Origin of the sequence: Mucilaginibacter pineti (genome assembly GCF_900101875.1) — a bacterium.
Taxonomy (GTDB): Bacteria; Bacteroidota; Bacteroidia; order Sphingobacteriales; family Sphingobacteriaceae; genus Mucilaginibacter; species Mucilaginibacter pineti.
The window spans coordinates 1-20109 of the sequence record NZ_FNAI01000021.1 but is presented as its reverse complement, the minus strand read 5'-3'; the positions used below and the strand labels follow the sequence as shown (position 1 = coordinate 20109).

16 protein-coding genes and 1 tRNA gene are annotated in these 20109 nt (G+C 43.2%); 8 read left to right on the top strand and 9 right to left on the bottom strand.

What is annotated here, in order from left to right; all coding sequences use genetic code 11:
• Positions 1–18 precede the first annotated feature (18 nt).
• The 5 genes from leuC to ilvD form a co-directional block, all read right to left on the bottom strand.
• Complete coding sequence (leuC, locus tag BLS59_RS28400; RefSeq protein ID WP_091156384.1) at positions 19–1434, bottom strand: 3-isopropylmalate dehydratase large subunit; 1416 nt, start codon at positions 1432–1434, stop codon at positions 19–21.
• A gap of 150 nt (positions 1435–1584) precedes the next feature.
• On the bottom strand, positions 1585–2643 hold the full coding sequence (ilvC, locus tag BLS59_RS28395; RefSeq protein WP_091156633.1) for a ketol-acid reductoisomerase: 1059 nt from the start codon (positions 2641–2643) through the stop codon (positions 1585–1587).
• A 163-nt stretch (positions 2644–2806) separates the two neighbouring features.
• Complete coding sequence (gene ilvN, locus BLS59_RS28390; RefSeq protein WP_091156382.1) at positions 2807–3412, bottom strand: acetolactate synthase small subunit; 606 nt, start codon at positions 3410–3412, stop codon at positions 2807–2809.
• Between the two features lie 112 nt (positions 3413–3524).
• Positions 3525–5264 (bottom strand): biosynthetic-type acetolactate synthase large subunit, encoded by a 1740-nt coding sequence (gene ilvB / locus BLS59_RS28385; protein WP_091156380.1) that lies wholly within the window; start codon positions 5262–5264, stop codon positions 3525–3527.
• A 111-nt stretch (positions 5265–5375) separates the two neighbouring features.
• Positions 5376–7088, bottom strand: coding sequence for a dihydroxy-acid dehydratase (gene ilvD / locus BLS59_RS28380; RefSeq protein WP_205411380.1), 1713 nt, complete (start codon positions 7086–7088; stop codon positions 5376–5378).
• A gap of 478 nt (positions 7089–7566) precedes the next feature.
• Here ilvD and BLS59_RS28375 point away from each other — a divergent pair, with 478 nt between their 5' ends.
• On the top strand, positions 7567–8346 hold the full coding sequence (locus BLS59_RS28375) for a Fic family protein (RefSeq protein ID WP_091156378.1): 780 nt from the start codon (positions 7567–7569) through the stop codon (positions 8344–8346).
• 78 nt (positions 8347–8424) lie between these two features.
• Here BLS59_RS28375 and atpC read toward each other — a convergent pair whose 3' ends face one another.
• From atpC to BLS59_RS28355, 4 genes are all read right to left on the bottom strand, one after another.
• The gene (atpC, locus tag BLS59_RS28370; RefSeq protein ID WP_091156376.1) at positions 8425–8679 is read right to left on the bottom strand and encodes an ATP synthase F1 subunit epsilon; all 255 of its coding nucleotides are present in this window, start codon (positions 8677–8679) and stop codon (positions 8425–8427) included.
• Positions 8680–8822: 143 nt separating this feature from the next.
• Positions 8823–10328, bottom strand: a complete 1506-nt coding sequence (gene atpD / locus BLS59_RS28365; protein ID WP_091156374.1) for a F0F1 ATP synthase subunit beta — start codon at positions 10326–10328, stop codon at positions 8823–8825.
• A 162-nt stretch (positions 10329–10490) separates the two neighbouring features.
• Positions 10491–11480 carry an NAD(P)H-quinone oxidoreductase gene (locus BLS59_RS28360; protein ID WP_091156371.1) on the bottom strand — a complete coding sequence of 330 codons (990 nt, stop codon included), beginning with the start codon at positions 11478–11480 and terminating at the stop codon, positions 10491–10493.
• Between the two features lie 286 nt (positions 11481–11766).
• Positions 11767–14157, bottom strand: a complete 2391-nt coding sequence (locus BLS59_RS28355) for an ABC transporter permease (RefSeq protein WP_091156369.1) — start codon at positions 14155–14157, stop codon at positions 11767–11769.
• A 153-nt stretch (positions 14158–14310) separates the two neighbouring features.
• On the opposite strand from BLS59_RS28355, the gene BLS59_RS28350 reads away from it, so the two are divergent.
• The 7 genes from BLS59_RS28350 to BLS59_RS28320 all read left to right on the top strand — a co-directional run bounded on the left by BLS59_RS28350 (position 14311) and on the right by BLS59_RS28320 (position 20028).
• On the top strand, positions 14311–14772 hold the full coding sequence (locus BLS59_RS28350; protein ID WP_091156367.1) for a redoxin domain-containing protein: 462 nt from the start codon (positions 14311–14313) through the stop codon (positions 14770–14772).
• Between the two features lie 346 nt (positions 14773–15118).
• Positions 15119–15192, top strand: a tRNA-Arg gene (locus tag BLS59_RS28345).
• Positions 15193–15282: 90 nt separating this feature from the next.
• Entirely contained in the window at positions 15283–15855 is a 573-nt protein-coding gene (locus BLS59_RS28340; protein WP_091156366.1) for an adenylate kinase, read from the top strand.
• Positions 15856–15998: 143 nt separating this feature from the next.
• Positions 15999–17003: a GTPase ObgE gene (gene obgE / locus BLS59_RS28335; protein WP_091156364.1), complete on the top strand. Its 1005-nt coding sequence runs from the start codon at positions 15999–16001 to the stop codon at positions 17001–17003.
• A gap of 304 nt (positions 17004–17307) precedes the next feature.
• On the top strand, positions 17308–18306 hold the full coding sequence (gene gap, locus BLS59_RS28330) for a type I glyceraldehyde-3-phosphate dehydrogenase (protein ID WP_091156362.1): 999 nt from the start codon (positions 17308–17310) through the stop codon (positions 18304–18306).
• The gene (locus BLS59_RS28325) at positions 18303–18737 is read left to right on the top strand and encodes a GNAT family N-acetyltransferase (RefSeq protein ID WP_091156360.1); all 435 of its coding nucleotides are present in this window, start codon (positions 18303–18305) and stop codon (positions 18735–18737) included. Before gap ends, BLS59_RS28325 begins: the two co-directional genes overlap by 4 nt.
• A gap of 100 nt (positions 18738–18837) precedes the next feature.
• Entirely contained in the window at positions 18838–20028 is a 1191-nt protein-coding gene (locus BLS59_RS28320) for a phosphoglycerate kinase (protein ID WP_091156358.1), read from the top strand.
• Positions 20029–20109: the final 81 nt, after the last annotated feature.

Here is a 20109-nt window from a genome sequence, read left to right as displayed (position 1 = left end):
TCACGTCTCATATCTGATTTATACCAATTCCCCCTCTTTCAAAAACTCCCGTATATCCGTTACCTTACCGGTAATTGCACTTGCGGCAGCCGTTAGCGGGCTGGCCAGGAAAGTGCGGGAGTTTGGTCCTTGCCTGCCTTCGAAATTACGATTGGAGGTAGATACGCAGTACTTGCCTGCCGGAATCTTGTCTTCGTTCATACCCAGGCATGCGCTGCAGCCCGGCTCTCTTAAAGGGAAACCTGCGGCATCAAAAATTTTGTCCAATCCTTCGCGGATGGCTTGTTCCTGCACTTGTTTTGAGCCGGGAACTACCCAAACCACTACGTTATCTGCCTTGTGCTTGCCTTTTACAAACTGGGCAACCTCACGCAAATCTTCAATGCGGCTATTGGTGCAGCTGCCGATGAACACATAATCAATAGGCTTGCCTAACAGTGTTTCATCATCATGCAGGCCCATGTAATCAAGGGCTTTTTTGTACGATCCCTGTTCTTTTGCTTCAAATGACGCAGTTTCGGGAACGTGTTGTGTAACGCCAATGCCCATACCGGGGTTTGTTCCGTAGGTGATCATTGGCTCAATATCTTCGGCTTTAAAGCTTAAAACTGAATCAAACTGTGCATCCTCATCAGAGTACAGTGTTTGCCAGTAAGCTACTGCCTTGTCCCACTCTTCGCCTTTGGGGGCAAATTCACGGCCTTTTACGTAGTTAATTGTTGTTTCGTCGGGAGCTATTAATCCGCAGCGGGCACCCATTTCGATGCTCATGTTACAGATGGTCATGCGGCCTTCCATGCTCAGCGAGCGGATGGTATCGCCGGCATACTCCACGGCATAACCTGTACCGCCTGCCGCGCTGATCTGGGCAATAATGTACAGGATAATATCTTTAGCGCCAACGCCTTTTTGCAAAGTGCCGTTAACTTCTATCTTCATTCTTTTTGGGCGAGATTGCAGCAAACACTGGGTAGCCATTACCTGCTCAACCTGTGAGGTGCCTATACCAAACGCTATGGCACCAAAGGCGCCGTGTGTTGATGTATGGCTATCGCCGCAAACATAAGTGCCGCCCGGGCGCGTTATACCCAGCTCGGGGCCAATAACGTGCACTATACCCTGAAAAGGGTGACCTAAACCATAAAGCTCGATACCAAAGTCTTTACAGTTTTTGGTAAGCATATCAACCTGGTAGCGGGAAAGTTCTTCTTTGATTGGGAGGTGCTGATCAATTGTAGGAACATTATGATCTGCGGTGGCCACTGTTTGTTTTGGCCTGAAAACCGGTAAACCCCTGGTACGCAAACCATCAAATGCCTGCGGACTGGTTACCTCGTGTATGAAGTGTGTGTCGATGTATAAAATATCAGGAAAACCCTCGTTGCTACTGACGACGTGCGCATCCCAAATTTTATCAAATAATGTTTGTCCCATAGCCTCACCTAAATCCTCTCCAAAGGAGAGGACTTTGCTTTTTATGTTTATTATTTCTATCCATTAAAACCCTCTCTGAAAAGAGAGGGTTTTGTGTTTTTTAATTTGCTTCATCAAAACCCTCTCCTTTGTAGAGGGTAGGGTGAGGCCTTACGCTTCTACAACCTGGTTTTCAGGGCGTAGGCTGCGTACAGTTTTACCTGCTTGCCAAATTTCGCTTTCGCGTAATTCTTTTAATTCCGCATCTAATTTTTCGCGGTAATCTGGTTGGCTGTTCAGGTCGATAGAACGTTGAGATTCTTTGCCGGTTGCAACGCTTTTGTATAATTCTTCAAATACTGGTTTAGTAGCATCACGGAATTTTTTCCACCAATCCAAAGCGCCGCGTTGTGCTGTGGTTGAGCAATTGGCATACATCCAGTCCATACCATTTTCTGCAACTAAAGGCATTAATGATTGGGTTAACTCTTCAACAGTTTCGTTGAATGCTTCAGACGGAGAGTGGCCATTGGCACGCAGTACATCATACTGTGCTGCAAAAATACCCTGGATACAACCCATCAGCGTACCACGCTCGCCGGTTAAATCACTAAATACTTCTTTTTTGAAGTTAGTTTCGAAAAGGTAACCGCTACCTACGGCAATACCTAATGAAATAACACGCTCAAATGCTTTACCTGTAGCATCCTGGAAAATTGCGTAGCTTGAGTTTAAGCCGCGACCTTGCAGGAACATACGGCGCAATGAAGTACCAGAACCTTTAGGTGCAACCAAAAATACATCAACATCGGCAGGAGGAACGATGCCTGTTTGCTCGTTAAAGGTGATACCAAAACCGTGAGAGAAGTATAATGCTTTACCCGGAGTAAGGTGTTTTTTAACGGTTGGCCATAAAGCTATCTGTGCTGCATCGCTTAATAAGTAGCAAATTACAGTTCCTTTTTCAAGAGCTTCTTCAATTTCAAAAAGGGTTTCGCCCGGTACAAAGCCATCGCTTACAGCTTTATCCCAAGTTTTGGTGCCTTTACGCTGACCAACAATTACATTAATGCCATTGTCTTTTTGGTTTAACGCCTGGCCCGGACCTTGAACGCCATAGCCAATTACAGCTACAACTTCGTCTTTCAGTACTTCCTGAGCTTTTGATAAAGGGAACTCATCGCGGGTAACCACATTTTCTTCGGTACCGCCGAAATTTAATTTTGCCATTGTTTTATTTTGTTTGATGATATGTGATTTCACCGGTTTAGGTGATTTCACTGATTTATTTAAAGTTTATATTTTGATTATTAATTTAGTCATTGTGTCATTGGTCATTAAGTTATTGTTTTTGACCTTTCGCCTTTGACCCTTTTTCCTTTCGGCCTTAACCTTACATGGTGAATACCTTTTGTCCTTTGTTGAGGTATTCGTTTTCAATAACGTCTTCGCCCGGTTCAAGTCTTTCAAACTCGCGCAGTTTGCTATTAAAGCCGTCACTATCTTTAATAATGGCTACACGTGCGCTGCGTACAAATTCAATAAGGCCGTAAGGCTGCAATATGCTTATCAGGTTATCGGTTTCCTCGCGGTGACCGGTGGTTTCAAACACGGTATAATCTTTACGCAATGTTACTACACGGGCGCCATTTTCACGTAGTAAACGTTCAACGCTTACACGCTCGGCAATTACATCTGTTGATACTTTATATAATGCCATTTCCTGCCAAATCACATCCTCATTGGTGTGGTAATATACTTTTAGCACCTCTACCTGTTTTTCAATCTGGCGGGTAAGTTTACGTACTACGTCCTCCGATTCGTTGATCACGATATTGAAACGGTGAATACGGTCAATCTCCGACGGAGAAGTATTCAGGCTTTCAATATTGATTTTCCGGCGTGTAAATATAATAGCAATTCGGTTTAAAAGACCAATTTGGTTTTCAGTATAAACCGTGATGTTAAATTCCTGTTTTTCTATATCCTGATCGCTCATAGCTGATATTGTTAAAGTTTTTTCTTTGCCTCACCTAAATCCTCTCCAAAGGAGAGGATTTGACCTTTTATTTTTTAAAGCCCTCTCCTTTGGAGAGGCTGGGAGAGGCCTGTTATTTTAATCTGATCTCACTAACGCTGCATCCCTGCGGTACCATTGGGAATACGTTATTCTCTTTGGTAACCATTACTTCTAAAAGGAATGATCCTTTATTGTTCAGCATTTCATTTAATGCCGATGGAAGATCCTTACGGTCGTCTATCATTTTGCCGGGGATGCGGTAAGCAGCAGCCAGGGCCACAAAATCGGGGCTTTGAATATCTACGAACGAGTAACGGCGTGAGTTAAACAGCTCCTGCCATTGCCTTACCATACCCAAAAAGCGGTTGTTAAGGATAATGATCTTTACATCAATACCGCTTTGCATAATGGTGCCCATTTCCTGGCAGGTCATCTGGAAACCGCCATCGCCAATAATGGCAACAACTGTACGGTCCTGCGCACCAAATTTAGCGCCGATTGCTGCCGGTAAGGCAAAACCCATAGTGCCTAAACCACCACTGGTAATGTTACTGCGGGTATTATTAAGTTTAGCGTAACGGCAGGCTACCATTTGGTGCTGGCCTACGTCGGTTACTATAACAGCTTCGCCTTTGGTAATTTCGTTCAGTTGTTTTATTACCTCACCCATCGTCATTTCTGGCGTGGTTGGGTTCAGTTCTTTTTCAATTACCTGTTCAACTTCCTGGCGGGTATAGTCGTTGAATTTGGCTAACCACTCGGTGTGTTCTTTTTTCTCAACCAGTGCAGTAAGCATTGGCAGGGTTTCCTTACAATCGCCCCAAACAGGTACGGTTGATTTTACGTTCTTGTCGATCTCGGCAGGGTCAATGTCCAAATGGATCACTTTTGCCTGTTTGGCGTATTTATCAAGGCGACCGGTTACCCTGTCGTCAAAACGCATACCGATTGCAATAAGCACATCGCATTCGTTGGTTAATACGTTTGGTCCGTAGTTGCCGTGCATACCCAGCATCCCTACGTTTAAAGGATGATCTGTTGATATAGCGCCGGCACCAAGGATGGTCCATGCTGCGGGGATACCACTTTTTTCAACAAAGGTTTTAAACTCCTGCTCGGCACTACCCAAAATAACACCCTGACCCCAAAGGATAAACGGTTTTTTAGCTTCATTGATGAGCGCCGCTGCCTGCTCAATATATTGCGGGCGAACTATTGGTTTTGGTCTGTAACTGCGGATATGGTTACACTTGGTGTAGCCTTGATAGTTAAATAACTGGATCTGCGCGTTTTTTGTAATGTCTATCAATACTGGGCCCGGGCGACCGCTTTTGGCTATGTAGAAAGCTTTGGCAATCACTTCAGGGATCTCTGTAGCATCGGTTACCTGGTAATTCCATTTGGTTACCGGGGTGGTGATGTTTATTACATCTGTTTCCTGGAAAGCATCGGTACCTAAAAGGTGCGCGAAAACCTGGCCGGTGATACATACTAACGGTGTGCTGTCTATCTGTGCATCGGCAAGGCCGGTAACAAGGTTGGTTGCGCCGGGGCCACTGGTTGCAAACACTACACCTACTTTACCAGAGGTGCGTGCATAACCCTGCCCAGCATGAATACCACCCTGCTCATGGCGGACCAGAATATGGTTTAGCTTTTCATTATAATCAAACAAGGCATCGTAAATGGGCATTATAGCGCCACCCGGATAGCCGAAGATAGTATCAACACCTTCGGTTAACAATGCCTCCAATAATGCTACCGATCCTGAAACTTCAACTGCTGTTTGCTTAGGAGTTGATTCAGTAAGTATTTCTTGTATAGCTTCCATATCTTTATTTTATTTCGGAATTCGGATTTTCGAATCCGGATTTTTTAATCTTTTGTCTTTTAACTTTTTTGATTCAGGCCTTTTACCTTTCGCCTTTATCCTTTCACCCTTCTATGGCATTTCATCAGTTACACAACCTTCGGCTGCGGAACTTACTGTTTTGGCATATCTGTATAAAAGTCCTTTTGTTGCCTTTAGTGCCGGTTTTACCCAGGCTGCTTTGCGGGCAGTAAATTCTTCATCGCTTATCAATACATTAATGGTACGGTTAACCGCATCAATAAATATCCTGTCATCATCCTTTACAAAGGCAATACCCCCGCCGTCATAAGCTTCCGGCGTGATATGACCGACGACGAAGCCGTGGGTACCACCCGAGAACCTGCCATCGGTAATTAATGCCACTGAGCTACCCAGTCCGGCACCAAATATGGCTGATGTTGGTTTCAGCATTTCGGGCATGCCCGGGGCGCCTTTCGGTCCTACGTTGCGGATAACCACAACATCACCCTTTTTTACACGACCGCTTTGTATACCGTGGATCAGTTCAAACTCACCATCAAATACGCGTGCAGGACCTTCAAAGCTGGTACCTTCTTTACCGGTAATTTTGGCTACACTGCCACCAGTGGCAAGGTTTCCATATAATATTTGCAAGTGACCAGTTGCCTTGATAGGGTTTTCAGCCGGGAGTATTATTTTTTGTGTTTCGAAGTTTATTTCAGGAACTGATGCTAAGTTTTCGGCAATGGTTTTACCGGTTACGGTAAGGCAATCGCCATTCAGCCAGCCTTGCGCAAGGCAATACTTCATTACAGCCGGAACACCGCCAACCTTGTGCAGGTCTTCCATCATGTATTTACCGCTTGGCTTCATATCGGCCAATACCGGGATGCGGTTACTTACGGTTTGGAAATCATCCTGGGTTACTTTAACATCAACGCTTTTTGCCATCGCAATAAGGTGCAATACCGCGTTGGTTGAACCGCCCAATACCATGATCACTACAATAGCATTTTCAAATGCCTCGCGGGTCATGATGTCTGACGGTTTAATATCCTTCTCTAATAATATCTTGATTGCTTTACCTGCGGCAAGGCACTCTGCTTTTTTATCTTCGCTTAACGCTGGGTTCGATGATGAATAAGGCAAGCTCATACCTAATGCCTCAATAGCTGCAGCCATGGTATTAGCTGTATAAACACCACCGCAGGCACCCGCGCTTGGGCAAGCATTTTTAATGATGCCCATAAAGTCCACATCGTCAATAGTGCCAGCCATTTTTTTACCCAAAGCCTCAAATGCCGATACAATGTTCAGGTCTTCGCCTTTCCAGTGACCTGGTTTAATAGTACCACCGTATACCATAATTGACGGGCGGTTTAAACGGCCCATAGCCATAATGGAACCGGGCATATTTTTATCACAACCGGGCAGGGTAATTAAACCATCATAATACTGGGCGCCGGTAACAGCCTCAATGGAATCGGCAATAATATCGCGGCTCACTAATGAATAGCGCATACCTTCGGTACCGTTGCTCATGCCGTCGCTTACGCCAATGGTATGAAATATCAGGCCTACCATATCTTCATCCCAAATACCTTGTTTAACCAGCTTGGCCAAATCATTCAGGTGCATGTTGCAGGTATTGCCATCATAGCCCATGCTTGCCACACCAACCTGTGCTTTACGCATATCGTCGTCAGTAAGACCTATTCCGTATAACATGGCCTTGGCAGCAGGTTGTGTTTCATCCTGCGTAAAGGTTTTGCTGTACTTGTTCAATTCTATAGCCGCTGTAGTATCTGATGATGAACTCATTTTATGTTGTATGATAGACTGATTTTTAAAATATTCTTGTTGCTGATCCAGGTTTAACTGATTTTGATAATCGGTATTTGTAAGATAGATATAGCAATAAAGAATGACAATAGTTTAAGTAAATTTTTTTAAAAAGTATAATATTCTGTATTTTATTATTTAATCAATATAATATATTGATTAATTTGTATATAAAGATATAAAATAATTTGTTATTTATACCAAAGTTCAAAACGGTATTCGGTACATATTTTATGCATGCATAGTAAGTTGCTGTTTTTCTTCCTGAAACTGGGTAATTGCCCGCGAAAGTTTGTTCAGATGTGCAAATTGTTGATGTGCAAATCTGAAGACGGACCATACCGCTTGTATTAAAATCAGGACGTCTTTAACCGCATCTTTTATTAGTTTTACGAAAGTTTGGCAGTCGGGTTAAAAAACTCAACTGTTAAGTTTATTGAACTATCTGTACAGCACAATGAATTTTGATATTTTAACAACCGATTTACTGGATGCTTATTTACAAAAAGCTGATGCTGAAGCTTTGCAGCAAAAATTTGAGCAATTAGAAGAAAGTAAATTATCGGCAGATAACTTTAGTTTCTATACTTCTGTATCGGCTGTATTTTCATCTAAAATTGAGGGCGAACATATTGAGCTTGATTCTTTCATGAAACACAAAATGCTGGGTGTTAAATTTTTACCAGACTATACCCAAAAGATTGATGATTTGTATGAAGCCTATCAGTTTGCTCAACAAACCGCGCTCAATTATGTATCTACCAAAGCTGCCCATACCTTGTTAACCAAACACATTTTACAACAGGAAAGGCGCGGACAGCTAAGAACCGGTAAAATGTTTGTTATCACTCCCGATGGTAAAATAGAATATGTTGCCTGTATGCCAAACCTGGTTGAGCAGGAGATGAGTAAATTATATACTGATATCGACACACTGTTAGCGGAGGAGTTGAATTTGGTGGAAACTTTATTTTTTGCGGCGCAGATCCATCTTGTATTTGTTAAGATCCACCCATTTGAAGATGGTAATGGCAGGACTGCACGGTTACTTGAAAAATGGTTCATAGCTCAAAAATTAGGTGCAAAAGCATGGTTTATTCAATCAGAAAAATTATACTATGATCAGCATCAAACTTATTACAGCAACATCAGGCTGGGCTTGGAATATGATCTCCTTGATTATTCACAAGCGCTGCCTTTTTTGCTGATGCTGCCTGAGGCATTGAATCTGAAATAATCTACTATAAAAAAACGCGCAAAAAAAAACGTCCGGGTGTTATACCCAGACGTTTTTTTTTGAAAAATAAGGGTACTACTATTTGTGCTGAATGCCTTCAGCAAGAATAATGACCTTATTGTTTAATACTTCAACAACACCGCCTTTAATCAAAAAAACTTCTTCTTTACCAGCGTTGCCGCCACGTACGGTTAGCTTACCATCCTGTAGGGTTGATATGATAGGGGCGTGGTGGTTTAATATTTCAAATAATCCCAAAGTACCCGGAACGGTAACCGATGAGGCCTCGCCTTCGTAAATCTTTTTATCGGGAGTAAGGATTTCTAATGTCATTTGTTTTTAGATGTGAGATATGAGATATGAGATGTGAGACGAAACGTCTGTACCTCTTATATCCTATATCTCTTGTTCTTTTAAACATGAGATATGAAATTTGAAATGCTTAATCTCAAATCTCATATCTCAAATCTCATATCTTAATTATTAGCTTCTGCTAATAATTTTTTACCTTTTTCAATAGCATCTTCAATGCTTCCAACTAAGTTGAATGCACCTTCAGGATACTCATCCACTTCACCATCCATGATCATGTTGAAACCTTTAATGGTTTCTTTAATGTCAACCAATACACCTTTTAAACCGGTGAATTGCTCGGCCACGTGGAAAGGCTGTGAAAGAAAACGCTGAACACGGCGCGCACGAGATACAACTAATTTATCTTCTTCAGATAACTCGTCCATACCCAGGATCGCGATGATATCCTGCAGCTCTTTGTAGCGTTGTAAAGTTTCTTTAACACGCTGAGCTGTATTGTAGTGCTCATCACCTAAAATAGATGGACTAAGGATACGTGATGTAGAATCCAAAGGATCCACAGCAGGGTATATACCTAACTCGGCAATTTTACGTGAAAGTACAGTTGTAGCATCTAAGTGGGCAAATGTTGTTGCCGGTGCAGGGTCAGTTAAATCATCCGCAGGTACGTAAACGGCCTGTACAGATGTAATTGAACCACGTTTTGTTGAGGTAATACGCTCTTGCATGGTACCCATTTCGGTAGCCAGTGTTGGTTGGTAACCTACCGCAGATGGCATACGACCTAATAACGCCGATACTTCAGAACCTGCTTGTGTAAAGCGGAAAATGTTATCGATAAAGAAAAGGATATCACGTCCTTTACCATCCTCATCACCATCACGGAAGTATTCGGCAATGGTTAAGCCTGATAAAGCTACACGCGCACGTGCACCAGGAGGCTCGTTCATCTGACCGAAAACGAAGGTTGCTTTTGAATCTTTCATCACTTCGGTATCTACTTTAGATAGATCCCAGCCGCCTTCTTCCATTGAATGCATAAATGCATCGCCATATTTTATAATGCCTGCTTCAAGCATCTCACGTAAAAGGTCATTACCTTCACGTGTACGCTCGCCAACACCAGCAAATACCGATAAACCGGCGTAAGCTTTAGCGATGTTGTTGATCAGCTCTTGAATTAATACTGTTTTACCAACACCAGCACCACCAAACAAACCAATTTTACCACCTTTTACATAGGGCTCTAACAAATCGATAACTTTGATACCGGTGAACAATACTTCAGTTTCGGTAGATAAATCTTCGAAACGGGGAGGAGTATTGTGGATAGGGCGACCATTGGTTTTATCTAAGTTGGCTATACCGTCAATAGCATCACCTACTACGTTAAATACACGGCCTTTGATATTTTCGCCAATTGGCATTTTTATGGCCGATTCAAGATCCACTACCTTCATGCCGCGTAGCAATCCGTCTGTTGAATCCATCGCAATCGCACGTACACGATCTTCACCTAAATGCTGTTGAACTTCTAAAATGATTTTCTGGCCATTATCTTTCGTGATCTCTAACGCATCATAAATTTTGGGAAGATGAGCATCATCAGCGAAACTTACGTCAACTACCGGACCAATGATCCGTGATATTTTTCCAATGTTTGGCATATATAACCTGGTGTTTTAAAGAATTTTCCTTTTTAATAGTTATCTCACGTATAAAATTACTAAGATGCTATTTCAGAGGCGCAAAGTTAAGATTTCTATTGAAATATTTAAATACCAAAAGCAACATTTTTGCATGATAATTTCTGAGGGTTAAAATTCGCTTTAAACATGCTCAAAATCAAGCATTATTTTGCCAATATGTGTGCTGCTTTCCATCAGCTCATGTGCTTTTGACGCATCGCGGGCCGGGAATACGGCATGTATAACAGGCTTTATTTCGCCGGATTTTAGCAGCGGCCATATAATTGCTTTTAGTTTTTTTGCTATTTCGCCCTTAAACCCAATATCTCTTGCCCGCAGGGTTGATCCTGTTATTACCAGCCGTTTCATCATTACCTGCGCCAGGTCAACCTGGGCATCCTTGCCTTTCATGGTGTTGATCATCACCAGCCGTCCCTCTACCGCCAGCGACTTTATGTTAGCGGGTGTGTAGTCGCCGCCTATCATATCCAGTATCACATCTACACCTTTACCGGCGGTAAGTTCCTGTATAACAGTAACAAACTGTGTTGTTTTATAGTTGATGGCCTTTGCCGCGCCAAGCTGTTCGCAAAACTTGCATTTTTCATCGGAACCGGCCGTAACGTAAACAGTGTGGCCTAATGCCCGGGCCATTTGTATGGCTGCAACACCAATGCCGCTCGATCCGCCGTGGACCAGCAGGGTTTCGCTACCCTTTAATCCGGCCCGGTCAAATACGTTGCTCCAAACCGTAAAAAAGGTTTCGGGGAGCGAGGCCGCTTCTATAAAAGAAAGGTTATCTGGTATCGGAAGGCATTGGGCTTCGGGCGCATTACAGTATTCGGCATAACCGCCGCCTGCTATCAGGGCACATACCTTATCGCCAACTTGCCATTGGGTAACGTTGGCGCCAACAGCGGTAATAACCCCTGCAATCTCCAGGCCGGGAATATCCTGCGGTGCTCCGGGCGGCGGGGGATATTTACCTTCGCGCTGTTTTATATCCGGCCGGTTTACGCCTGCCGCCATCACCTTTATCAATACCTCACCGGCAGCGTAAACTGGTAGGGGCCGCTCGGCCATTTGTAAAACTGAAGGCTCGCCGGGATGGGTTATTACTATTGCTTTCATGGGGTAAATATCAGCAATAGTAACCCTAATTAATGCGATTATGTTTGGGTTCTAAAGAATCAAAATTTTGTCATTTCGAACGAGGTACGAGGAGAAACTTATCTCTTGAGCGTAGCGAAAAATCTTCTACGATATGCAATGCGAACTTTGCATTCTAGCCAAACGTGCTGTAGAAGATTTCTCTTTGCCCCTCATGCACAATTCCTATGCAGGCTCGTCGAAATGACCACCTTTTTATAAAATTCCAATCTTCTGAATAACTTGTGGCTGTCGGGGGTTATCACCGTCATTCGTTTTTCAAACTATCTACAGGGTTGGCAATGGCTGCTTTAAATGATTGGGAGCTGATAGTGACGAAGGCGATAAGCACCGCACCCAAACCCGCAGCGGGCAGCATCCACCATTGCATCTCCTGCCGGTAGGCAAAACCCTGCAGCCACTTGTACATGGCAAACCAGGCCAGCGGCGCCGCTATGGCAAATGAAATAAGTACCAGCTTTATAAAATCTTTAGACAGCATGGTTACTATTGCCGATACGCTTGCGCCCAACACCTTGCGGATCCCAATTTCCTTATTACGCTGCTCGGCCGCGTAGGCCGCCAGTCCGAATAAACCCAGGCAGGCAATTACTATAGCCAGCGTGGTGAATATCAAAAACAATTGCCCCATGCGCTGCTTGGTGCGGTAAAGGGCATCAAAGTCCTCATCCATAAAGGTATATTCAAACTGTTGGGTAGGGGCCAGCGTTTTCCATATATGCTGGGCCTGTGCCAAAAATGCCGGGAGGTTTTTTGTGCTAACCTTTATACAAAGCGAAGTTCGCCAATCCTGGTTCATCACCATTACCAGGGGGCCTATGTTATCCCTCAGCGAGCTGTAGTTAAAATCTTTTACAACGCCTATTATATGATACGTACGCTTGTTGTTGTCCTGGCCGGCGTAAAGCGGCTTGTTTAAAACATCATTGGTGTAGCCCAGCATATTTGCCGCTGCCTGGTTTATGACCATTGCCGATGAATCTGACGCAAACTGACCCGAAAAATACCGGCCCATTGACAGGTGCATGCCCATTGTATGCAAATAATCTTCATCAACAGACCAATACTCGGTTAGTAAGCCTGTTTTTTGATCGCTTGAAACACTATTTGGAAACCTTACCACATTGGTTGGATAGTAGGCGCTAAGCGTGGCATCGGCTACGCCGGGCAATTGTTTTATCTCTTGTTTAAGGATTTTGGGATCATTTAAGGCATTTACATTTTTTACAATGAGCAGCTGGTCGCGGTTAAAGCCAAGGTCTTTATTTTGGATGTATTTAAGCTGATTGTAGATAACGAGGGTGCCAATGATAAGAAATATGGATATAGAAAACTGGAAAACAACCAGGAAACTGCGTAGTACGCCACCTTTAAAACCCGATGATATTTTACCCTTTAAAACATCTGCCGGTTGAAACGCCGATAGAAAGAACGCCGGGTATGAACCAGACAGCACGCCCACCACCACAACAATGATCAATACAGCGGGCGAAAGCCAGGTAAAGGTTTGCAGGTTTATGGCCATGCTTTTGCCCGATAGTTGATTAAACACGGGGAGCAATAGCCAGGCGGCCAATACTGCAACAAGCGTAGCCACAAAAGTTACCATGAGCGATTCGGAAATAAACTGGGCTATAAGATACCAGCGCGATGAGCCTAATACCTTACGTACCCCAACCTCTCTTGCGCGGTTGGCAGACCGCGCTGTAGATAAGTTCATGAAATTTATGCAGGCCAGTACCAATATAAACAATGCTATGGCCGAAAAAATGTAAACGTACTGGATATTACCATTGGCGCTAAGTTCGCGCTGCCGGTTTGATTGCAGGTGGATATCTTTAAGCGGTGTTAAATTTATCCTGATATAATTGCCACTCTTTTCAAACTTATCAATATTCATACTGCTGCCAAGCGACCGCCTCATCAGCTCTGGAAATTTTGCCTGCAGTTTTTCATAATCAGCACCGGGCTTAAGCAATACATAGGTGCTAAAGCTGAAGTGGTTAAATGTTTTGTCGTTAGCTGATTCCTGGGATAAGATGGACAAAAAGAAATCGGCCGTAAAGTGCGATTGGGTAGGGATATTTTTTATTACCCCCGTTATTTTATGGGGGATGCTATCGTTATTAATAGTGAGTGTTTGCCCTGCAACGTTTGTTTTGTTAAAGTATTTTTTTGCGGCGGCTTCGGTAATTACTATGGCGTTAGGGTCATTTAAAGCAGTTTTAGGGTCGCCATCTATCATTGGTAATGTAAATACATCAAATATAGATGGGTCGCAGTAAATCACTTTATCCTCTGCAATTTCCTCATTTCCGTTTTTAAAGCGGATGTTTAAAGCCGGCGATATTCTTACCGCTTCTTCAACTTCGGGAAAGTTGTGCTTTAAGGCATCGGCCAGGGGCGGGGCGACTATAGCAAAAGAGGTTACTACGCCACCATACTTTAAATCGGAGTTTACGCGGTATATGCTTTCAAACTTTGTATTGTACCTGTCATAACTTAGTTCATCAACAACATAAAATACAATAAGCAGGCAACCCGCTAAACCCAAGGCAAGCCCTGCAACGTTTATAAACGTAAATCCTTTGTTTTTTAAAAGACTGCGAAAAGCTGTTTTGATGAAATTTTTTATCATAACCCGTTATACATTAAAGACCAACATGACTATAAAGATATAACTAATTATTTAGTTTGAAAAAATATTGCCATAGAAAAACCATAATAAATTAAGGGTTATTCATTGTTTCATAAAATGAGTTCATTTGCAAGTACAAAAACACACAACATTATGTCATTACAAGTTGGCCAGGCGGCACCACAGTTTACATTAGTATCATCGGCCTTAAAAAGTGTTGCTTTGAGCGATTTTAAGGGGCGTAAAGTAGTTATACACTTTTTTCCTTTAGCCTTTACCGGCGTATGTACCACGCAGCTTTGCACCATGCGCGATAGCTTTGGTTATTATGATGGCTTAAACGCCACCATATTGGGTATATCTGTCGACTCGCCATTTACACTGGCTAAGTTTAAGGAAGAGAACAATTACCAGTTTGATTTACTGAGCGATTTTAATAAAGAAGTATCGGCAGCTTACGGTGCCTTATACCAGGAATTTGTAATGGGTTTAAAAGGTGTTTCAAAACGCGCCGCCTTTGTTATCGACGAAGAGCAGAACGTTATTTATGCCGAAGTACTTGAAAACGCAGGCGAACTGCCAGATTTTGCGGCCATAGCCGAGGTGGTTAAATAGGGGGCGCAAGTAAAAAATTGTCATTTCGACGAGGTACGAGGAGAAATCTTCGACGATATGCAATCGGTGCCTGGTGTTTCGTAGAGGATTTTTCGCTATCGCTCAAGAGATAGTTTCTCTATCGCACCCACGCACTTTCCTGCCTCGGCTCTATCGAAATGACAACCTTTTATGGGGAATTTGATCTTCTGGGTACTTGTAATTCAGTATTTAATTAACAAAGCAGCAGGTTGGCCCTGTTAATTAAATATTCATTATCAGCCCATTGGTGATTATATCATAAGTTATTTGATAAAAATTTTGCATCGGAAATTTTAAATTCTATCTTTGCATTCCGTTTCAAAAAGCACTTGTAGCTCAATTGGATAGAGCACCTGACTACGGATCAGGAGGTTAGGGGTTCGACTCCCTTCAAGTGCACTTTTAAAGTACCAAGGTTCATCCTTTAAGTACTCGCTAACGCTAAGCCTTTCCGTGTTGTTACAGAAAGGCTTTTAATTTATTAAGAGCATGCTAAATCTGGTATTGTTTGGTCCTCCCGGAGCAGGGAAAGGGACTCAATCGCAAAAGCTTATTGAAAAATACGATCTGATCCACCTTTCAACCGGTGATCTTTTGCGCGGCGAAATTTCGCAGGGAACAGTACTTGGGTTAGAGGCAAAGAAGTTGATGGATGACGGTAAACTGGTTCCTGATGAGGTAGTTATAGGTATGATAAGCAATAAGCTTGATGCCAATAAAGATGCCAAAGGTTTTATTTTTGATGGTTTTCCGCGTACTGTAGTACAGGCGGCAGCGTTAGATACGCTGCTTACCAGTAAAAGTTCGGCCATATCTGGCATGATAGCCCTTGAGGTTGATGATGATGAACTGGAACGTCGCTTATTGCAGCGTGGTTTACAATCGGGCAGGGCAGATGATGCCAACCCCGAGGTTATCCGCAAGCGAATTAAAGAATATAATGATAAAACCGCTCCTGTAGCTGGTTTTTATCAGCAACAAAATAAATTTACAAGTATCAATGGCGTTGGATCGGTAGACGAGATATTCGCCCAGATTTGTAAGGTTATTGAAGGTTATTAAATAAGTCCGGAAGTCGGGAAAGTCCGAAAGTCGGGAAGTCAGTAAAGTCCGAAAGTTAAGAAGATCAAATTCTTATCTTCCGGACTTTACTGACTTTCGGACTTTTCGACTAATTTGACTTTTCCGACTAAAAAGAAAAAATTATGTCGCAAGGTTCCAATTTTGTTGATTATGTGAAGATCTGTTGCCGTAGTGGCCACGGAGGGGCGGGCTCTGCGCATTTACACCGTGATATTTTAACCTCAAAAGGCGGTCCCGATGGTGGCGATGGTGGTCGTGGCGGTCATGTTATAGTTAAGGGTAATGCCCAGCTATGGACCATGCTGCACCTTAAATACCGCAAACACGTAATTGCCGGCGACGGCGATTCGGGCGGTAGTTCATTGCGAAGCGGTAAAACCGGCAGAGATGAAATATTGGAAGTGCCGCTTGGTACAACCGTAAAAAATGCCGAAACCGGCGAAGTGATCTTCGAAATTACGCAGGACGGCGAAACAAAGATCTTAACACCCGGTGGTCGCGGTGGTTTAGGCAACTGGCATTTTAAAACGCCAACCCAGCAAACCCCACGCTTTGCCCAACCCGGTGAAGACGGCAAGGAAGACTGGAATATCCTCGAATTAAAAATACTGGCCGACGTTGGTTTGGTAGGATTCCCTAACGCGGGTAAATCAACCCTGCTTTCGGTAGTATCAGCCGCCAAGCCCGAGATTGCCGATTACGCGTTTACAACATTGGTACCCAACCTGGGTATTGTATCATACCGCGATAACCGCTCATTTGTAATGGCCGATATCCCGGGTATTATAGAGGGTGCATCACAGGGCAAAGGTTTAGGTTTCAGGTTTTTGAGGCATATTGAGCGTAACTCGGTACTGTTATTCATGGTACCTGCCGATACTACCCGCACTATTAAAGAAGAATACCAGATCCTGCTGCACGAATTACAGGAATACAATCCCGAACTTATTCACAAACCCCGCGTACTGGCCATAACCAAATCTGATATGCTGGACGAGGAACTGCAGGCAGAAATGCAGCTGGAAGTACCGGAGGGTATCCCATCTATATTTATATCATCAGTAGCGCAAAGAAACCTCACCGGGTTAAAAGACCTGCTTTGGACCGAGATAAATAAACAGGCGTAAGGCCCCACCCCGCCCCTCTCCAAAGGAGAGGATATTTTAGTGGGCGTTACTTCATTTAGGCTAAAGCCAAACTTTTGTGTCAATTTATCCGTTGGTTAAAACCAACGGCAATGAATAAGCTACAAAAAATGTTTTAAAATTCATTGCCGTCCCATTTATGGGGCGGTTAAAATAAGAAGCTAAGTGGCTTTAGCCAAAGCTAAATCATCTCAATTAATTCTTGTCTGCAAAAACAAATCCTGTTTCTTGTATTACAAATTACCCATCCATCTTCATTAACTTTGGTGCTTTATAAAAGCATAAAATGAAAATAGCTATAAATGGATTTGGCCGTATAGGGCGTATTTTTTTAAGGAGTATTTTAACCCGGCCCAGTATACAGGTTGTGGCCATAAATGACCTTACAGATACCCAAACACTTGCCCATTTATTTAAGTACGATTCTGTTCACCGCGGCTTTAAGGGCACGGTTGATTTCGACGCGGACAACCTGTACATAAACGGGCAGCCGATAAAAGTATTTGCCCAGCGCGATCCGCTTGCGCTGCCCTGGAAAGAGTTGAATATCGATGTGGTGGTAGAATCTACCGGGAAATTCACCTCAAGGGAAGGAGCCGAAAAACACCTTGCTGCAGGTGCCAAACAGGTAATTATCTCGGCACCATCTACAGATAAAAATGTGCCCACGGTGGTACTGGCGGTAAATGATGATGAGGTAGATCTGAGTTCGCCCATATTATCAAACGCTTCCTGTACCACCAATAACGTAGCCGCAATGGTAAAAATCCTTGACGAAAACTGGGGTATTATCGATGGCTACATTACCACCGTACACTCCATGACAGGCGATCAAAGTCTGCATGATATGCCGCATAAGGATTTGCGCAGAGCACGTGCGGCATCGGCCTCCATTATACCTACAACTACAGGTGCTGCTAAGGCGATAACAGCTATCTTCCCGCATTTGGAAGGACGGTTGGGCGGTGCAGGTATCCGTGTGCCTGTACTTAACGGCTCGTTAACAGATTTTACCTGCAGCCTTAAAAAGCAACCAACCATTGCCCAAATTAACCTGGCGTTTAAACAGGCTGCCGATGGCCCCATGAAAAATGTACTGGAGTATACCGAGGATCCCATCGTATCAACAGATATATTGGATAACCCCCATAGCTGCATTTTTGACGCACAGCTTACTTCAATAGTAGGCGGGCTGGTAAAAGTAGTAGGCTGGTATGATAATGAAATGGGTTACAGCAGCCGCCTTGCCGATTTGGTTGAAAAACTGGCCTTGTTAAAAAAATGATAAAATTTATTAAAGTAGAAGACTTGCTGCCCATTCGCAATGAAGTACTGCGTGAGGGGCGGCTCAAATTAGATGAATGCCGTTTCCCTACAGATACTATTGAGGGCGCTTTTCACCTCGGTTATTATAAAAATGACGAACTGGCCTGTGTGGCATCATTCCACCCGCAAAGTTACGGCGAGTTTACAGGCACGGGTTACCAGTTACGCGGCATGGCCACTACTGAAAAATACCGGGGGCAGGGATTGGGCAACCAACTGGTGAACTTTGCACTTACTTATTTACGCGGTCAAAAGGCAAATTACGTTTGGTGCAACGCGCGCAAAAAGGCAATCCCGTTTTATTTTAATACCGGGTTCGAAGTAGTATCGCCCGAATTTGAAGTACCCGGAATAGGACCGCATCATGTGATGTATGTTAAATTAAGTTGAAGTTTTTGCCAAAATCAAACACCTTTTTTACTTTTTCGTTAAGAATTTAGAATAAAATGCTGAATTTGCGCGCCTTACTATAAATGACCCATACAATCATATGAAAACAGTAGATCAAATTAGTTTTGCCGGTAAAAAAGCCCTTATCAGGGTTGATTTTAATGTGCCTTTAGATAAGGATTACAACATTACCGACGATAACCGGATGACGGCTGCTTTACCAACCATAAAAAAGATTTTAAAGGATGGCGGTAAAGTTATTTTGATGTCGCACTTAGGCAGACCAAAAAACGGACCGACAGAAGAATTTTCTTTAAAACACGTAGTGCCTCATTTGTCAGATCTTTTAGGTCAGCAGGTTGAGTTTGCCGATGATTGCATTGGCGAGCAGGCTGTTGAAAAAGCAAAAAACTTAGGTAATGGCGAAGTGCTTTTATTAGAGAATCTTCGTTTTTACAAAGAAGAAGAAAAAGGCGACGTTGCATTTGCAGAAAAGCTTTCGAAATTAGGCGATATATATGTGAATGATGCTTTTGGTACCGCTCACCGCGCACACGCTTCAACAGCTATCATAGCGCAGTTTTTCCCGGATGCCAAATACTTCGGTTACCTGATGGCTGCCGAACTTGCCAATGCCGAAAAAATACTGAACGGTGCTGCAAAGCCTTTCACCGCTATTATGGGTGGTTCAAAGGTATCAGACAAAATTGAACTCATTGAAAAACTGTTGGATAAGGTAGATAACCTGATCATTGGCGGTGGTATGGCTTACACATTTGCCAAAGCCGATGGCGGTAACATTGGTACCTCATTGGTTGAAGCCGATAAGCTTGATCTTGCACTTAGCCTTAAACAAAAAGCAAAAGATAAAGGCGTAAAACTTTACTTGCCAGTTGATAACGTTATTGCTGATGATTTTTCAAATAGCGCCAAAACCGGCGTTGCCAAAACCGGCGAAATTCCAGACGGCTGGATGGGCTTGGATATCGGTCCCGAAACTGTAAAGATCTTCAGTAAAGTAGTTGAAGAATCAAAAACCATTTTATGGAACGGCCCAATGGGTGTTTTTGAAATGGAAACATTTTTGGTAGGTACCAAAGCCATTGCCGAAGCAGTAGTTAAAGCTACAGAAAACGGTGCATTCTCCCTTATCGGTGGTGGTGATTCTGCAGCAGCAGTTGCCAAGTTTAACCTTACCAACGAAGTAAGCTATGTATCAACCGGCGGTGGCGCACTGTTAGAATATATGGAAGGTAAAGAGTTACCAGGCGTAAAAGCTATAAACGAATAATAGATTCATACCCTATAATGAAACGGCCTCCGGTATTACCGGAGGCCGTTTTTGTTTTAAGGATTATTCCGGGGTTCAAGG

What these genes read in the sequence shown, in the direction of transcription:
- leuC (WP_091156384.1), bottom strand. Translation starts at nt 1,434, where the DNA reads ATGGGACAAACATTATTTGATAAAATTTGGGATGCGCACGTCGTCAGT.
- ilvC (WP_091156633.1), bottom strand. Translation starts at nt 2,643, where the DNA reads ATGGCAAAATTAAATTTCGGCGGTACCGAAGAAAATGTGGTTACCCGC.
- ilvN (WP_091156382.1), bottom strand. Translation starts at nt 3,412, where the DNA reads ATGAGCGATCAGGATATAGAAAAACAGGAATTTAACATCACGGTTTAT.
- ilvB (WP_091156380.1), bottom strand. Translation starts at nt 5,264, where the DNA reads ATGGAAGCTATACAAGAAATACTTACTGAATCAACTCCTAAGCAAACA.
- ilvD (WP_205411380.1), bottom strand. Translation starts at nt 7,088, where the DNA reads ATGAGTTCATCATCAGATACTACAGCGGCTATAGAATTGAACAAGTAC.
- BLS59_RS28375 (WP_091156378.1), top strand. Translation starts at nt 7,567, where the DNA reads ATGAATTTTGATATTTTAACAACCGATTTACTGGATGCTTATTTACAA.
- atpC (WP_091156376.1), bottom strand. Translation starts at nt 8,679, where the DNA reads ATGACATTAGAAATCCTTACTCCCGATAAAAAGATTTACGAAGGCGAG.
- atpD (WP_091156374.1), bottom strand. Translation starts at nt 10,328, where the DNA reads ATGCCAAACATTGGAAAAATATCACGGATCATTGGTCCGGTAGTTGAC.
- BLS59_RS28360 (WP_091156371.1), bottom strand. Translation starts at nt 11,480, where the DNA reads ATGAAAGCAATAGTAATAACCCATCCCGGCGAGCCTTCAGTTTTACAA.
- BLS59_RS28355 (WP_091156369.1), bottom strand. Translation starts at nt 14,157, where the DNA reads ATGATAAAAAATTTCATCAAAACAGCTTTTCGCAGTCTTTTAAAAAAC.
- BLS59_RS28350 (WP_091156367.1), top strand. Translation starts at nt 14,311, where the DNA reads ATGTCATTACAAGTTGGCCAGGCGGCACCACAGTTTACATTAGTATCA.
- BLS59_RS28340 (WP_091156366.1), top strand. Translation starts at nt 15,283, where the DNA reads ATGCTAAATCTGGTATTGTTTGGTCCTCCCGGAGCAGGGAAAGGGACT.
- obgE (WP_091156364.1), top strand. Translation starts at nt 15,999, where the DNA reads ATGTCGCAAGGTTCCAATTTTGTTGATTATGTGAAGATCTGTTGCCGT.
- gap (WP_091156362.1), top strand. Translation starts at nt 17,308, where the DNA reads ATGAAAATAGCTATAAATGGATTTGGCCGTATAGGGCGTATTTTTTTA.
- BLS59_RS28325 (WP_091156360.1), top strand. Translation starts at nt 18,303, where the DNA reads ATGATAAAATTTATTAAAGTAGAAGACTTGCTGCCCATTCGCAATGAA.
- BLS59_RS28320 (WP_091156358.1), top strand. Translation starts at nt 18,838, where the DNA reads ATGAAAACAGTAGATCAAATTAGTTTTGCCGGTAAAAAAGCCCTTATC.